The organism is Fusibacter bizertensis (genome assembly GCF_029914245.1).
GTDB lineage: Bacteria > Bacillota > Clostridia > Peptostreptococcales > Acidaminobacteraceae > Fusibacter_C > Fusibacter_C bizertensis.
The window spans coordinates 77,416-93,033 of the sequence record NZ_JARYZI010000004.1 but is presented as its reverse complement, the minus strand read 5'-3'; the positions used below and the strand labels follow the sequence as shown (position 1 = coordinate 93,033).

Annotated in this window: 15 protein-coding genes; 13 read left to right on the top strand and 2 right to left on the bottom strand. The window is 36.7% G+C overall.

The window, feature by feature from the left end; genetic code table 11:
- Position 1 precedes the first annotated feature (1 nt).
- Together QE109_RS07350 and QE109_RS07345 are read right to left on the bottom strand one after the other, a co-directional pair.
- Entirely contained in the window at positions 2 to 397 is a 396-nt protein-coding gene (locus QE109_RS07350) for a (2Fe-2S) ferredoxin domain-containing protein (RefSeq protein WP_281093788.1), read from the bottom strand.
- A complete protein-coding gene (locus QE109_RS07345) occupies positions 397 to 903 on the bottom strand; it encodes an NADH-quinone oxidoreductase subunit NuoE family protein (RefSeq protein ID WP_281093787.1) in 507 nt (168 codons plus the stop codon). Before QE109_RS07345 ends, QE109_RS07350 begins: the two co-directional genes overlap by 1 nt.
- 305 nt (positions 904 to 1,208) lie before the next feature.
- Here QE109_RS07345 and QE109_RS07340 point away from each other — a divergent pair, with 305 nt between their 5' ends.
- The 13 genes from QE109_RS07340 (at position 1,209) to QE109_RS07280 (ending at position 15,596) form a co-directional block, all read left to right on the top strand.
- Entirely contained in the window at positions 1,209 to 2,219 is a 1,011-nt protein-coding gene (locus QE109_RS07340) for a hypothetical protein (RefSeq protein WP_281093786.1), read from the top strand.
- Between the two features lie 153 nt (positions 2,220 to 2,372).
- A complete protein-coding gene (gene truA / locus QE109_RS07335; protein WP_281093785.1) occupies positions 2,373 to 3,128 on the top strand; it encodes a tRNA pseudouridine(38-40) synthase TruA in 756 nt (251 codons plus the stop codon).
- 116 nt (positions 3,129 to 3,244) lie between these two features.
- Complete coding sequence (larC, locus tag QE109_RS07330) at positions 3,245 to 4,531, top strand: nickel pincer cofactor biosynthesis protein LarC (protein WP_281093784.1); 1,287 nt, start codon at positions 3,245 to 3,247, stop codon at positions 4,529 to 4,531.
- 129 nt (positions 4,532 to 4,660) lie between these two features.
- Positions 4,661 to 5,437 (top strand): ATP-dependent sacrificial sulfur transferase LarE, encoded by a 777-nt coding sequence (gene larE, locus QE109_RS07325; RefSeq protein ID WP_281094038.1) that lies wholly within the window; start codon positions 4,661 to 4,663, stop codon positions 5,435 to 5,437.
- A gap of 39 nt (positions 5,438 to 5,476) precedes the next feature.
- The gene (gene larB / locus QE109_RS07320; RefSeq protein ID WP_281093783.1) at positions 5,477 to 6,223 is read left to right on the top strand and encodes a nickel pincer cofactor biosynthesis protein LarB; all 747 of its coding nucleotides are present in this window, start codon (positions 5,477 to 5,479) and stop codon (positions 6,221 to 6,223) included.
- Between the two features lie 237 nt (positions 6,224 to 6,460).
- Positions 6,461 to 8,110 (top strand): hydroxylamine reductase, encoded by a 1,650-nt coding sequence (gene hcp, locus QE109_RS07315; protein ID WP_281093782.1) that lies wholly within the window; start codon positions 6,461 to 6,463, stop codon positions 8,108 to 8,110.
- A 229-nt stretch (positions 8,111 to 8,339) separates the two neighbouring features.
- On the top strand, positions 8,340 to 9,086 hold the full coding sequence (locus tag QE109_RS07310) for a transposase (RefSeq protein WP_281093781.1): 747 nt from the start codon (positions 8,340 to 8,342) through the stop codon (positions 9,084 to 9,086).
- Positions 9,087 to 9,205: 119 nt separating this feature from the next.
- The gene (locus QE109_RS07305; RefSeq protein WP_281093780.1) at positions 9,206 to 10,045 is read left to right on the top strand and encodes a Cof-type HAD-IIB family hydrolase; all 840 of its coding nucleotides are present in this window, start codon (positions 9,206 to 9,208) and stop codon (positions 10,043 to 10,045) included.
- A gap of 96 nt (positions 10,046 to 10,141) precedes the next feature.
- Positions 10,142 to 11,242 carry a 3-dehydroquinate synthase gene (gene aroB / locus QE109_RS07300; RefSeq protein ID WP_281093779.1) on the top strand — a complete coding sequence of 367 codons (1,101 nt, stop codon included), beginning with the start codon at positions 10,142 to 10,144 and terminating at the stop codon, positions 11,240 to 11,242.
- A 9-nt stretch (positions 11,243 to 11,251) separates the two neighbouring features.
- On the top strand, positions 11,252 to 12,607 hold the full coding sequence (gene aroA, locus QE109_RS07295; protein ID WP_281093778.1) for a 3-phosphoshikimate 1-carboxyvinyltransferase: 1,356 nt from the start codon (positions 11,252 to 11,254) through the stop codon (positions 12,605 to 12,607).
- Positions 12,597 to 13,697: a chorismate synthase gene (aroC, locus tag QE109_RS07290; protein WP_281093777.1), complete on the top strand. Its 1,101-nt coding sequence runs from the start codon at positions 12,597 to 12,599 to the stop codon at positions 13,695 to 13,697. Before aroA ends, aroC begins: the two co-directional genes overlap by 11 nt.
- The gene (locus QE109_RS07285) at positions 13,690 to 14,538 is read left to right on the top strand and encodes a shikimate dehydrogenase family protein (RefSeq protein WP_281093776.1); all 849 of its coding nucleotides are present in this window, start codon (positions 13,690 to 13,692) and stop codon (positions 14,536 to 14,538) included. The genes aroC and QE109_RS07285 overlap by 8 nt, the downstream gene beginning before the upstream one ends.
- Before the next feature lie 221 nt (positions 14,539 to 14,759).
- Positions 14,760 to 15,596: a methyl-accepting chemotaxis protein gene (locus tag QE109_RS07280; RefSeq protein ID WP_281093775.1), complete on the top strand. Its 837-nt coding sequence runs from the start codon at positions 14,760 to 14,762 to the stop codon at positions 15,594 to 15,596.
- Positions 15,597 to 15,618: the final 22 nt, after the last annotated feature.

Genomic DNA, 15,618 nt, shown 5'->3' with positions numbered 1-15,618 from the left:
CTTATAAAGCGCTCTGATAAGTCTTGATTAACACGTGATCGTCAAGGATTTTACCCTTTCCAATATGTTGATCGAGAATATCAGAAACAAAAGCTTTATCGACATTGCCATAAATCGTTGGTTCATGTCCTGGCATGTTCACTTGTACAGTAGGTTCGCTGTGACAATAACCCATGCAACCGACTTGAACGACTTTGATATGATCTATTCCCTGATCTGTAATTTGAGTGATCAGTTCGTTTAAAACTTCTCTGCTGCCAGCAGCTATACCGCAGGTCGCCATTCCCACAAGGATTTCTACTGTTTGATCATCTGATTCTCCAGACTCTCTAAGTTTTACTTTTTTGATTTGATCTTCTCTGATTTTTTTGAGTTCTTCTAAGGATTTTACTGGCATTATGTTTCACTCCCTTCTTGCGCTCTATACTCTGCTATGATGTTGCTTACATCACCTGGTTTCACGTGACCAAAAACTTTGTCATCGATCATAACCACAGGTGCAAGACCACATGCGCCAATGCAGCGGACATCTTTTAATGTAAACAGACCATCAGCTGAATTTTCTCCGGATTTGATATTAAGCTGCTCAGAAAATTCATGCATTACTTTTTCAATGCCTTTGACAAAGCATGCAGTCCCCATACATACGCTAATGGTATGTTTTCCTCGCTTTGATTGGGTAAAATACGAGTAGAAACTCACTACACCATAAACCTTTGCAGCTGGGATATCGAGTTTCCTTGAAACATAGAGTTGTAATTCGCTAGGGAGATAACCAAATAGATCTTGTGCCTTGTGCAAAATGGCTATGAGTGATTCTTCTTTGGCATCTTGCTCGATAATAAAGGCATCTAGTGCTTTTAGTTTCTCATCAGCGTGCTCTAGACTAAAAATATCTGACATATAAACCTTCCTTTCATTGTTTGATTTATAAATCCTCAAATATTCTGAAAATAAAAACTATTCAGATATTAATAGTATATACTTTTATGTGATAAGTTAAAACCTACTATTTGCCTTGATATTGTTAAATAATATAACTTCACCTTGATTTTTATACAAAAACGGTTAAACTATAGTTATCTGTTTAAATAGGTAACCAAAATATTTACTATTTTTGGTAATAATTTGATCAACTGGACGCCCCATAGTGGAGACAAAATTCTTCTTATGGGGGTTAATTATTTTATAAAAGAGGTAGGACAATAATGTCTTTTGTTAGAAGTGGCCCAAGAATACTAATTGTAGAGGCCAAAGATGAACAATTATTTAGGTCATTTTTAAAAACGCAATTTGAGCAAGTTGAAATTAGTGATCGAGTTAAAACTTTTGAAGATATCATCTCTGTGATGAACCATCATCAAACACTTATATTTATTGCAGAGAATGGCAAGGAAAATGTAACAAGATTTGATGTAGAACACTGTGTGATTATCAATGATAGCGCACAAGCATTCTTAATGAAATCACTTAACCAATGTAGTGCAAATAATATTGCTTACGTTCGGCGTGCGCCGAGAATTATCGTTATGAAAGTAATTGGAAATGTGGAAAATACGATTAACGAAATTACTGAAGATTTTAGAGCGTCTGTAGAGTCAACTAGAACAGTTATTAATGCGTATTCTGAAGGGACAGTGATCCTTTTCACAAAAGGGAATATAAATAAAAAACTAGAATTTTCGGACTTTTACCACAAATCAGTTTACACAACAGAACATTTTTCTGAGACCATCAATATTCTAGACCATCACGCTTTAAAATACATCAACCGAAACACTGAAAATAAAGATTGGTATAATTTGACCATTAATATTAAAGATAAATATGAAGATTACAAGACACACTACGATCGCATGATTTATGCACTGGATTGTCTTGGTGCTGGTATGGTCTTGAAAGAAGGCTGGAGTGAAGATTCTGGTAGGTTCTTTAGTAGTACAGGTGGTTACAAGGTAACACTTTACACCTATATGGAACCTAAGGAAATTAAAAAAGTCCTCTTTGCACTTGAGTATATGGAAAATGGTGAGCGAATCGTAGATTTTGATCTATATTACAAAAAAAAGAAAATTCACTGGGATGAAATCAAAATCAAGGGTATCTCAAGTAAAGAGAAACTCAGTGATTATTATAGACAAGAATTATATAAAAACCTTGAAGAAGAAGATATTCGCTTTATTAGTGGGCTAGAAGATTATATCTTTGCAACGAGATAATCTTCCTGTACTTCACCTTTTTTGATATACTGATTAGGGAAGCGAAACACTTTGTGATTAACATGAAGCTGACGAAATCGTCAGCTTTTTTTATCCTAATACTTATGGAGGAGCGTATGAGTTTATTTGTTAGTAAAGTCATACAGATGAATTATGAATAATTATAAGATAATTTTGCAGTATGAAGGCACACGCTACAAAGGGTGGCAAAGACTTAAAACCACTGATAATACCATCCAGCAGAAGCTGGAAATGGTCCTAAGTAAACTCATGAATGAAGCCATAGAGATCCATGGATCAGGAAGAACCGATGCCGGTGTACATGCGAAAGGCCAAGTCGCAAATTTTAAGTCTCACATGTGTATTGGAGATCAAGATAAAATCGAGTTATTCATACGTGAGATTAATTACTTTCTTCCAGAAGATATTGTAGTGGTTTCTTTAGAAGAAGTGGATGACCGTTTCCATGCAAGATTTATGGTAAAGCAAAAAACTTATGTCTATCAACTGTGGCTTGCTGAACACCCCCCGGTATTTGAACGTAATTATGTTTATGACCTTGGGAGTAAGCGTGAGCATTTGTCACTGAAACTAATGGAAGATGCTGCAAAACTGTTTGTTGGTACACATGACTTTAAAGGTTATTCAACAGATAAGACTAAAAAAAGTACAATTCGAACAGTTGATGAAATAAAGTTCATCAAAGAACAAAATATGCTGAAAATAGAATTCAAAGGAAATGGATTCCTTTATAATATGGTTCGCATAATGGTGGGGACTATAATAGAAGTAGGACTAAGAGAACGAGAGCTCTCTACACTAGAGAAAGTCTTTGACACAGGTATTCGTGAATACGCTGGAGAGACTGCACCTGCTAAAGGGCTTTATCTTGAATCTGTTATTTACTAGATCGAGTGTAATCGTTATGAACATAGCAAATATAAAGGGTATGTTTAATTAAAGAGAAGATAAGATGCTGTGCATGAAGCCGGCAAATGACTATTTTGTTAATTTGAGGAGGTTATATGAAAGCATTATATTATGATTGTTTTGCAGGTTTAAGTGGGGATATGAATCTTGGAGCGATGCTTGACCTAGGCGTTGAGTTTGAATATCTAAAAAAAGAACTTTCAAAACTTGGATTAGATCATGAGTTTAGATTGGAACTTAAAATTGATAATAAACATGGTATTTTTGGAAAAAAACTAGATGTAATTGATCTTAACAATGAACATGACCACGGACATAACCATGACCATGCACATGACCATAATCATTCACACGACCATAATCATCCACACGACCACGATCATCCACATGACCATGGGCATTCACATGAAGACAATCATTCGCATGACCATGAGCATCTTCGTGATTTTAGAGAAATCAAGCAGATAATTGAGGCGAGTACGCTATCGCAAGATGTGAAAGATAAAAGTATGAAGGTGTTTTTGCTTATTGCAACGGCTGAAGCAAAAATCCATGGTAAAACAGTCGATGAAGTGCACTTTCACGAAGTAGGTGCGATTGACTCTATCGTCGATGTAGTAGGTGCAGCGATTTGCCTAGACGCACTGGGTGTAGATAAGGTGATGGCTTCTACTGTTGAAGTGGGAAGTGGTTTTGTGAGATGTGCACATGGTCTCATGCCGATCCCAGCTCCAGCTACGGCTGAGATTTTAAAAGGTGTCCCAATCAGTAGTAAAGTTGAAAAATTTGAGATGACAACTCCTACAGGTGCTGCGATACTCAGTGCATTTGTAGATGAATTTACAAATCAAAAGAACTTTGCCATCGACAAAGTGGGGTATGGACTAGGATCACGTAACCTCGATATTCCTAACCTCGTGAGAGTGATGCTTGTAGACTTATATGAATCAAACGAACCCTCACAGTGGATTTTAGAATCCAATATCGATGACATGTCATCTGAACAATTGGTATATGCCGAAGAAAGACTTTTTAATGCAGGTGCACTTGATGTGTATAAAACGCCGATTATTATGAAAAAAGGACGTTCTGCAATTAAACTGACAATCCTAGCTCAGGAAAAAGACATAAAGCAAATTCAACGTACTTTGTTTACTGAGACGACTTCTATAGGTATGCGTATGTATCCTGTTGAAAAAGTGAAAATCGAGCGTCGGTTTGAAACGATTGAGACTGAATTTGGACCGATATCGCTTAAGAAAGCTTATTTTGAAGGGGAGCTTGTCAACGTCAAACCCGAATATGAGCAGATAAAGGCATATGCACTTGAAACGGGACTTTCCATTAAGGAAGTATATAGAAGAATCAATAAATTACTATAGTCGTTTATTTATAAATGTATATGAGAGGAAATTAATTTGAATTATTTAAATAAAGATCATGGGAGAAAGTATAAAGAAGATGTAGTTACGGTTTCACTTCTTAGAGATGCAGACGCGAAATTTAATAAACTGTGTGAGGTAATTGAGCAATATCCTGGACTTGTTGTGGCTTTCTCAGGTGGTGTAGATAGTACATTTCTCATCAAAGTTGCTAGTGAGCTTTTGGGAGAAAAAGCAATTGCACTTACAGTGATATCCCCGTATATTGCACAGTGGGAGATAGAAGAAGCAAAGGAACTCACGCAGCAGCTTGGTATTAATCATCGTTTTATAGAAGTGGGTATTCCAGAAGAGATCAAGAACAACCCAGTAGACAGATGTTATCTATGTAAAGGCAAGATTTTTAGTACGATCAAAGCCTTTGCAAGAGAGGTGGGAATTGATTTTGTAGCAGATGGTTCTAATTTTGATGATACTAAAGATTATAGACCGGGTATGAGAGCTTTAGCAGAACTTGAAATTCAAAGTCCACTGATGACTTGTGAAGTAACAAAGGACGAAATCAGGGCTTGGTCAAAATTGCTTGCACTTGAGACTTGGAATAAGCCACCTTATGCATGCCTTTTGACGAGACTACCATATGATACTTTGGTTGATGTTAGTGAACTTAGGATGATTGAAGCTGCAGAATCTTATCTGATTGGCAGAGGCATCCGAGCAGTTAGAGTGCGTAAGCACGGTAGTATTGCTAGGATTGAGATTGAAACTAGAGAGATTGATAAGGTTTTTAATTTACAAACGATGCGTGAAATTTCTGAGAAAATTAAATCCTTTGGCTTTGAATATGTGACTTTGGACCTTGAAGGGTATACCATGGGCAGTTTCAATAGAAATGTTGGAAAATAAGTATATTGAGTTTATAGATTTTAGAAGGGACGCGATATTGTGAATACTTTAGAGATAAAAGCACTTTTAGAGGCAGTTGCAAATGGCAACATAAGTGTAGATGAGGGTGCTAAAGAGCTGGAAATGTTGCCTTTTAGTGACTTGGGCTATGCAGTAATTGATCATCATAGAGCACACAGAACGGGTCATCCGGAAGTGATCTATTGTGAAGGTAAGACCAGTGAACAGGTCACAGGAATTGTTCAGCACATGGTGGAAAAGGGCGTCAATATCCTTGCAACTAGAGCAAGCCAAGACGTTTTTAATGCGGTAGTAGATCAGTGCCCAAGCGCAAGATACAATCCCCTTGGACGCACCATTACGATTAATTCACATGATGTTTCCAGTTCTGAGGATTTTGTTGCGATCGTTGCTGCTGGTACTTCAGATCTTCCAGTGGTTGAAGAAGCCTATGAAACGGTGATGGCACTAGGTTTTAGGGCTGAGAAAATTGTCGATGTTGGTGTCGCTGGGATTCATAGATTGTTTGCTAGGCTAGATACTATCAGAAAGGCAAAGGTGATCATCGTCGTGGCGGGTATGGAAGGTGCACTAGCTAGTGTAGTCGGTGGTCTTGTAGATAAGCCCATCATTGCAGTGCCAACAAGTGTGGGTTATGGTGCGAGTTTTGGCGGTATCAGTGCACTGCTGACGATGTTAAATAGCTGTTCGTCTGGTGTAACGGTAGTCAATATTGATAATGGTTTTGGGGCTGCTTTTGCAGCTGCTCAGATCATGAGATTATGATGGTTTAGGAGGTGTCTCTTTAGAGGCATCTCCTTTTGATTTTGTTTGGTAATGGCGATAGCACTTACAGCGACAAAGGTTTCAAGATAAAAGTGAGTACAAATTTGAATTGATAATTTTTTAACTTTTTTGCAAAATGTAACTTGTGTTACCGATTCATCCTTATATGTGGGATATACTCAGATTGTAGTTGAGTTACGCGGAAAAAAATTTGAACACGTATAAGGAGAATGGGATATGAGTATGTTTTGTTATCAATGCCAAGAAGCAGCTGGCGGTAAAGGATGTTCTAAAATAGGTGTTTGTGGAAAGACAGACAATGTTGCGAATCTTCAAGATCTTTTGATCTTTACTTTAAAAGGGGTTTCAGAGTACAATCAGCAGGCTAGAGCAGCAGGACTTAATACTGCAAAGGCAGATCATGTGATATTAGATGGTTTATTTGCAACCATTACCAATGCAAACTTTGATCAAAATGCGATTAAAGATAGAATTGAAGGTGCGCTTGTACTTAGAAATGAAATTAAAGAAGCACTAGCTTCTGCTGGTAAACTTGAAGCTAAAACTTATCACGAGTCTGCAACTTGGATGGCTGAGCGTGCAGCATTTGAAACGAAGTCAAACGAACCTCAAATTGGCGTTCTTGCTACTGAAAACGAAGATGTGAGAAGCTTAAGAGAACTTATCATCTATGGCTTAAAAGGTATGGCTGCCTATGCTGAGCATGCTGCAAACCTTGGTCATAACGATGCGACAATTAACGATTTTATCGAAAAAGCGCTTTTAGCGACAATCAACGACGGCTTATCTGCTGATGAACTTGTAGCACTTACACTTGAAACTGGTAAATTTGGTGTAAATGTCATGGCCCTTCTTGATAAAGCCAACACAAGCAGCTATGGTAACCCTGAGTTAACTGAAGTTAATATCGGCGTTAGAAATAATCCTGCGATCTTAATTAGTGGTCACGACCTTAAAGATATGGAAGAGTTATTGGCACAAACAGCTGGCACTGGCGTAGATGTGTACACACATAGCGAGATGCTTCCAGCACATTATTACCCAGCATTTAAAAAATACGATCATTTCGTAGGAAACTATGGTAATGCATGGTGGAAACAAAAAGAAGAATTTGAGTCATTTAATGGCCCAGTTGTTTTCACAACTAACTGTATCGTGCCACCTCTTGCAAGCTATAAAGATAGAATCTACACAACTGGTGCTGCTGGCTTTGAAGGCTTTAAACACCTTCCAAATAGAGCAGAGGGCGGTGCTAAAGACTTTAGCGAAGTGATCGCTCATGCTAAGAGATTACCTGCACCAACTGAGATTGAAACAGGTAAAATCATCGGTGGTTTTGCGCACAATCAAGTGTTAGCACTTGCTGATAAAGTGGTAGACGCGGTTAAAACTGGTGCGATCAAGCAATTCTTTGTAATGGCGGGTTGCGATGGCCGTATGAAGTCTAGAGATTACTATACTGATTTTGCTAAAGAACTTCCTTCTGATACAGTGATCTTAACTGCAGGTTGTGCAAAATACAGATACAACAAACTTGGACTTGGCGATATCGGTGGTATCCCTAGAGTGCTTGATGCTGGTCAATGTAATGATTCTTATTCACTTGCAGTGATCGCGCTTAAACTTAAAGAAGTGTTTGAGCTTAACGATATCAACGAACTTCCAATTTGCTACAACATCGCTTGGTATGAGCAAAAAGCAGTAATCGTACTACTTGCACTCTTATCACTTGGCGTAAAAAATATCAAGCTTGGACCAACACTTCCAGCATTCTTATCACCAAACGTTGCTAACGTTCTCGTTAACACATTTGGCATCAACGGAATTGGAACAGTAGAAGAAGACCTAGTTCAATTCCTTGGCTAATAGGTGTCAGGTCATAGTTTGCGAAGTTGCAAAATTTGGTAGAAATGTTAGCGAAAACAGATAGATAAAGTGTCATATATAATGAGGAAATAAAATGAAAACCACTTACTTTAATTGTGTAAGTGGTTTTTTTTATGTGCAAATATGTAAAATAATGGAAATTACAAATATACTGTGATAAACTACTGATAGGTTGAGTTAAAGCTATCGTAGATAAGGAGTAATTTTCATGAGAAAAAAGAGACATATTAGTGAGACCGGTGTTTATCACGTAGTCATGAGAGGGATTAATAAGCAAACGATCTTTGAAGCTGAACTTGATTATCTTCAGTATCTCGCGCTTTTGAGTTATTATAAGATAATCTATCATTATGAAGTATATGCTTACTGCTTGATGAGCAATCATGTCCACTTGCTGATTAAAACGGAGGCGTCTCTAAGTGAAATTATTAAAAGCTTAAGTATTTCTTATGCTTATTGGTACAATCATAGGTATAACCGTGTAGGACATTTATTTCAAGGCAGATTTTTAAGTGAATCAGTGAATTCGGATGTCTATTTTAAGAATGTTCTACGTTATATTCATCAAAATCCTGTGTACGCCAGTATTGTAAATGAGCCAAGCCTTTACAAATGGTCAAGTTATGGCGAATACATCCGCGAGCCGCTTCTCTGTGATACTTGTAATAAATCTATGATCACAGATTTTGAACAATTCCATAACAAGTATAAACGTGAAATTTGGCTGGATTATGATTCAAAAAATTTATCAGATGAAAGTGCAAGGTTAATTATTGAAGATGTTATAGGGCATACGAATATTAAAGCAGTACAAACTTATAAAGTAGACATGAGAAATACACTATTGTCTGAGATGCGCACGAGGGGACTAAATGCAAAGCAAATTCAGAGGCTTACTGGTATATCATATCATGTTGTTACTAAAGTGCGGAAGCTAAAAGGTGTCAGGTCATAGTTAGCCAAAAGGCAAACTATGACCTGACACCTTTTAGCTTTTTGTTTACAAAAAAGCAACATTGCGCAAATTGAATTCGCCATTATTATAGCGTATACTCATATGATGGAGGTAATTATATGAATCAAACAAGAATTAAAGCAGTAATCTCTGATCTAGACGGAACTTTACTCAATTCAGAACATACGCTCAGTGAATATAGTAAATCCGTTGTGAAAGCGCTATCTGAACAAGGTGTTCACTTTATGATCGCAACAGGTCGGCATCATATGGATGCAAGCAAGATAAGAGAAAAACTAGGTGTAGAGGCCTATTTAATAACTGCAAATGGTGCAACAGTAGCCAACAAAGAAGGAGAGTTAATCTTTCAAGCGACGATTAGACCAGAAGTCGTAAAGGATATTTTGGATATTCCAGTTGAGAAAGGTGTATTTAAGAACATATACCAAGGTGAACACTGGCTAATGGAAGAATCTGATAAGATTTTTGATACGTATTATCAAGAAGGCGATTTTCAGTATACACTTTGTCGTTTTGTTGAACGTATAGAACATCCAACGAATAAAGTGTTTTTTACAGCTTTTGATCACAATAAGTTAATCAGCATTGCAGATCAAATTATTAAAACGCATGGCGATGAAGTAGAAGTAACTTTTTCCATGCCAGAATGTCTTGAAATTATGCCAAAAGGTGTGAATAAAGGGGCTGCAATACTTGAAACCATTAAGCATTTCGATATAGTAGCTGATGAGGTTATCGCTTTTGGAGATGGACTTAACGACCTTGAGATGTTACAAGTCGTGGGAAAAGGTTATCTCATGGGTAATGCGAATATACTATTAAAAGAAAAATTACCAAATCACGAAGTTATCGGGAAGAATGCTGATGATGCAGTGGCAAAGCAAATTGTGAAACTTTTTGGACTTGAAGATAAAGTACCTTATAAAGCAGCTATTTAATCTGCTCTATAAGGTATTTTGTTTTATCAGATGTTTTTTCTTTTGTATTTACATAATGGTGGTATAATAATAAAAACTAACTTAGGAGAGACGACTATGCAAAAATCAGAAAACGAAAAGACAACCTTAAACCTAAAACTTGACAATCGTTCTTACCCTATACACATTGAACCAGGTAGTATCAATAGTGAATCCTTAAGACAGTTGGTCCAGCAAAGCGATGCTGGAAATTGTGTTATAATTACTGATCATCATTTGTATGATATTTACTCTGATTGGCTAAAAATGCTTAAAGTAATTGTTGTAAAAGCTGGTGAGAGTTCTAAAGATATATGTGTATATGAATCTGTTCTGGAGCAAATGATAAAGCTTGGAATATCAAGAACAGGCACAATAATCGCTTTTGGTGGAGGCGTCATAGGAGACCTAGCTGGCTTTGTAGCCGCAACTTACATGAGAGGTATTGATTTTTATCAAATTCCCACCTCTTTACTCGCCATGGTGGATAGTAGCATTGGCGGAAAAGTAGCGGTCAATTTATCAAGTGGTAAAAACCTGGTGGGTACTTTTTATCAACCGAAAGCGGTCTATATTGACCCTTTACTACTTAAAACATTAGATAAAAGAGAATGGGCAAATGGCATGGCCGAAGTATTAAAGTATGCGATTGGTTTTGATCGCGAATTTTTTGATGAGTTATCAAAATATACTTTAACGGATATCATGGCAGATGAACAGCTTCTCATACCAATAATTGCAAGGTGTTGTAAGATTAAGATTGATGTGGTAGAGCAAGATGAAAAAGATATGGGAATTAGAAATCTTCTTAATTTTGGTCATACAATTGGCCATGCAATTGAAGCTCATTATAATTATGAGAAATACTTACATGGTGAAGGTATTGCTATTGGCATGGCAATAAAAGCAAAATTAGCTGTGGATAGTGGGTTGCTTAATGAAGCAGAAATGGAAAGAATTTTAGAGGTTATAAGCAAATATGACTTACCAATTAAACTAAGTGATATGATGACTAAAGAGGAAGTAGATCAACTTCTTTCATATATAATTCATGATAAGAAAAGGCAAGTAGAGGAAGTTGAATGGATAACATTTAAAAAACTAGGTCAACTCGAAAGTAAACCTGAGAAAATTGAAACTTTTATTGAGCAGATCAGCAAAGAACTCTTGAAAGCGTAAGGTATAATCATGAATCAAAAGACTTATAAGGTAAATATAAATCAAACAAAGAGCAGTAGAAAAATCGTATTGAAAGGAAAGCTCTTGGTTCCGCCATCTAAGAGTATGAGCCATAGAGCGATTATTTGTGCTTCGCTATCAAAAATAGAGTCTGTAGTTGAAAACTTAACACTCTCAGAAGATATTGAAACAACAATTAAAGCGATGCAATGTTTCGGTGCAACCATTAGACTTGAGCAAGATGAAGAAACAAAAAGGTACTGTGCGATTATATCAAATTCTCAAATTGAACAACTGTTAGAAACTAAAAGGTTAGATAATCAGAATAAAAAAAATCAAAATTTATATGATCAAGAGCATTCAAACAGCAAAATTACAGAAGTTTACTGTCACGAATCAGGTTCGACTGCAAGATTCTTGATTCCGTTTTTTCATTTGTTAAACGGTCCTGTGAAATTTACTGGAACTCCAAGGCTTAGTGAAAGACCATATACAGCTTATCTAGAATTGTTTGATCTGCAAAACATTTCGTACCAAACACAAAGTGGTGGACTACCGTTAACAGTTCAGGGGAGACTAAAAGCAGGTGAGTATCCAGTTGTTGGCAACGTAAGTTCGCAATTTATCAGTGGTCTAATGTTTGTACTTCCATTATTAGAGCAAAAGTCTAAAATAGTTATTACGCCACCTTTAGAGTCAAAAGCTTATATCACACTTACAAAGGATTGCTTAAAGACTTTTGGCATTCATATTGAAGAAAAGGATGAACTAAACTATATCATAGCAGGTGGACAAACCTATAAGGGAACAAATTACAAAGTTGAGGGTGATTATTCACAAGCAGCATTTTGGATAGTTGCCAATGCACTTGGTGCAGAGGTTGAATTAAGTGGTATACAATCAAGTTCAAAACAAGCTGATAAAGCAATTATTGATATTATTAGAAAAATCGAAAGACAAGAATGGTTGGAAAAACCTTGTAGAATAGACGTTGCACAGTGTCCGGATATCGTCCCTATATTAGCAGTTTATTGTTCCTTAAAAAGAGGTAACTATCAAATCGTAAATGCTGAAAGACTAAGAATTAAAGAGTCAGACCGGCTTAAAGCGATGGCAACTGAACTTACTAAAATGGGAGCAGACATTTCAGAATCTGAGGATGGTTTAGTCATAAAAGGGGTCGAATATCTAATTGGTGCAGAGGTGGATTCGTGGAATGATCATCGCATTGCAATGGCATTATCCATAGCCGCAACTTTTGCAAAAGGACAAACCACAATTAACAATGCGCATTGTGTGAGAAAATCTTATCCAAATTTTTGGGATGACTATAAAATGTTAGGAGGTCAAATCAATGTCGAGTAGCTTTGGGAAAGAACTTAAAATATCATTATTTGGGGAGTCACATGGTACAGCAATTGGATGTGTAATTGATGGCTTGCCACCAAAGATTAAGTTAGATTTGAAGTTAATTGAGAAAAGAATGTTGCAAAGAAAACCAGGACAAAGTAAAATGACGACTCCTAGAGCTGAAACTGATCAATTTGAAATATTAAGCGGTATTTTCGAAGGGAAAACCACAGGTGGTCCTTTATGTATTCAGATCAGAAACGCAGATCGACAATCTGATGATTATGAAGAGTTAAAGAAAGTATTTAGACCTGGGCATGCCGACTATGTTGGCTATGTTAAATCTATGGGAGCGTATGATCCTCGTGGTGGAGGTCATTTTTCAGCTAGATTAACAGCGCCTCTTGTATTTGCTGGCGCAATTGCAGAACAAATATTGGCGGAAAAGGGAATCAAGATTGTAGGGCATATAAAAAGTATTGGTCAGGTAAATGGAAAGTCATTAAGTGAGTTTGCACACTTTGATGAAGAACTCGCGGATCTTGACAACCAAATTTATAATATATTCCCAGAGGAATTAGAAGCTATGTTAGCTGAAGTTGATGAGGCGCGTATAGCGGGCGACTCGGTAGGTGCATCAGTTGAAGTAAGCGTATATGGGCTTCCGGTCGGATTGGGATCACCATTTTTTGATACAGTTGAAGGAAAGTTGGCGCACGCGTTATTCGCTATACCTGCTGTAAAGGGTGTAGAATTTGGCGATGGTTTTACATTTGCACACAAAAGAGGAAGCGAAGTGATTGATGCATTTGTTTTGGATCACCAAGGCAATGTTCAAACAAATGCAAACCATAATGGTGGAATCAACGGTGGGATTACTAATGGTATGCCACTTTTGTTTAAATGTGGCTTTAAACCAACCGCATCTATCTCGATGACACAGGAGACTTTAAATTTCAACACTAAGGAAATGACAAATCTCAAAGTTAAAGGACGTCATGACCCTTGTGTTGCAATGAGAGCGGTTCCAATTGTCAAAGCAATGGCTGCGATAGTTTTGCTCGATTTATTAATTGAGAATCTAGGAGTAGGAATCAATGCATAAAAAACAGAGTGAAAAAAATCTGAATGTAGAGCGATTTGGTTTGCTGGGTGAAACTTTAACATATAGTAAGTCTCCTCAGATACATCAGATATTTTATAATATGCATCACTTAGAAGCAGATTACAAGCTATATGAAGTCTCAAAGGATGATTTTGGAACGGAAAAGATGTTAAGTGAGTTACGTCTTTTAAGTGGATTTAATGTCACTATTCCATATAAAGAAGTGATAATACCTTATTTAGATGAAATAGATCCCGTAGCTAAGCGGATTGGCGCAGTAAATACTGTGAAACAAATAAATAATCGATGGATTGGCTATAATACTGATTACTACGGTTTCATCGCTTCTTTTGAAGCTGAGTTACAAAAGCTCAAATTAGAGACGCATAAATCGCGAGCAATTGTACTAGGATCTGGTGGAGCAGCCAAGATGGTGGTTGTTGCCCTTGAGGACTTAGGATATAATGAAATCGTAGTTGTATCTAGAAATGTATCGAAAATAGAACCATTTTTTCCAAATTGTAGGTGTGTTGACTATGTTTGGTTGAATCAAATGGTATTAAGTTCAGATGTGTTAGTGAACTGTACACCAATTGGTCATAAATCTATACAATCATCTGAATTGATTGGAAATACAACCCTGGAAAGCCAAACATTTGTTTTTGACCTCAATTATTCGCCTCTTATGACAGAATTACTAATTAGGGCAAATGCACTTAATGTGCCTGGTTGCAACGGATTGTTTATGCTCGTTGCTCAAGCGTTGAAGGCTGAAGAAATTTGGTATGATCAAAAATATGATTTGAAAAGTATCACGAAAAGTATCTTAGAGCAAATATAATTGAAAAAAACGTGACGGATGTCCAAATAATGTACATGAATTTGTACAATAAGTGAACATCCGTTTATTTTTTTGTCACATTTTCTCATCAACATAGTAAATTTTGTAGCAAAATGCACATTTATTAGTGCAAGAAGTGTAAACTTTTTTTTGGCATAGTAATTGCTTAGTATAGAAATGAGGAATGCAGGACAAAAACAACATAAGTTTAGGAGCTGAATATGATTACGGATATTTCCCAAAATGTGGTGATGAAATTGTTCAACGATATTATTCCATTGTTGAATTTACTTGTTGATGACAAGCTTATGATCGGAATAAACAATACTGAGCGCTGTTTAAAGTTTTATACAGGGACTGCTGGTACAGTTCAAACCGAGGAGCAATCACTACTTAAAAAGGGTTCAGCCGCGTACGACAGTATCCAAACAGGCAAACTAGTGCATAAAGTGATTCCTAAAGAAGTCTTTGGTTTTCCTTATAAAGCCGTAGGCTATCCAATTTTCGATGAAGTCGGAACGGTAGTAGGAGCCATTGGATTTGGTATAAGCCTTGAAAAGCAGCATCAAATGGAGGAATTAAGCACAATTTTGTCAGATGCTTTAGGAAAAATATCAAAATCCTTTTCTGAAGTGTCAGGAAATTTGCAAAATGTAGTAGATAGCAATCTTGAAATAGGGCGCGATGTAGTCGCTTCAAGAGAATCAACTGATAAGACAGATGAAATTATTAGTTTTATCACTACAATTGCAAATCAAACAAACTTGTTGGGGTTAAATGCAGCAATAGAAGCTGCGAGATCAGGTGAGTTTGGACGCGGATTTGGAGTGGTGGCTGAAGAAATTAGAAAATTATCTAAATCAAGCAAAGATTCCGCGGATCTGATTAAGGATACACTTGGTCAGATAAAAGGTTCTATTGGCAACATTGAACGGAAAATTAACGATAATAATGCGATTTTTGAATCCCAGACCGAGGCATTCAATGACATCTCGCATTCAGTACATGCGTTAAATGAAAGTGCAAAGATACTAGAGAGTCTTGCAAAAAGATTCTAAATTGAAAAAACTTAGATGAGGT

Bases quoted from the DNA above. Each gene is read 5' to 3' on its own strand.
- QE109_RS07350 (WP_281093788.1), bottom strand. From the start codon at position 397: ATGCCAGTAAAATCCTTAGAAGAACTCAAAAAAATCAGAGAAGATCAA.
- aroB (WP_281093779.1), top strand. From the start codon at position 10,142: ATGCAAAAATCAGAAAACGAAAAGACAACCTTAAACCTAAAACTTGAC.
- QE109_RS07280 (WP_281093775.1), top strand. From the start codon at position 14,760: ATGATTACGGATATTTCCCAAAATGTGGTGATGAAATTGTTCAACGAT.
- QE109_RS07345 (WP_281093787.1), bottom strand. From the start codon at position 903: ATGTCAGATATTTTTAGTCTAGAGCACGCTGATGAGAAACTAAAAGCA.
- QE109_RS07305 (WP_281093780.1), top strand. From the start codon at position 9,206: ATGAATCAAACAAGAATTAAAGCAGTAATCTCTGATCTAGACGGAACT.
- truA (WP_281093785.1), top strand. From the start codon at position 2,373: ATGAATAATTATAAGATAATTTTGCAGTATGAAGGCACACGCTACAAA.
- QE109_RS07340 (WP_281093786.1), top strand. From the start codon at position 1,209: ATGTCTTTTGTTAGAAGTGGCCCAAGAATACTAATTGTAGAGGCCAAA.
- aroC (WP_281093777.1), top strand. From the start codon at position 12,597: ATGTCGAGTAGCTTTGGGAAAGAACTTAAAATATCATTATTTGGGGAG.
- larC (WP_281093784.1), top strand. From the start codon at position 3,245: ATGAAAGCATTATATTATGATTGTTTTGCAGGTTTAAGTGGGGATATG.
- aroA (WP_281093778.1), top strand. From the start codon at position 11,252: ATGAATCAAAAGACTTATAAGGTAAATATAAATCAAACAAAGAGCAGT.
- QE109_RS07285 (WP_281093776.1), top strand. From the start codon at position 13,690: ATGCATAAAAAACAGAGTGAAAAAAATCTGAATGTAGAGCGATTTGGT.
- QE109_RS07310 (WP_281093781.1), top strand. From the start codon at position 8,340: ATGAGAAAAAAGAGACATATTAGTGAGACCGGTGTTTATCACGTAGTC.
- hcp (WP_281093782.1), top strand. From the start codon at position 6,461: ATGAGTATGTTTTGTTATCAATGCCAAGAAGCAGCTGGCGGTAAAGGA.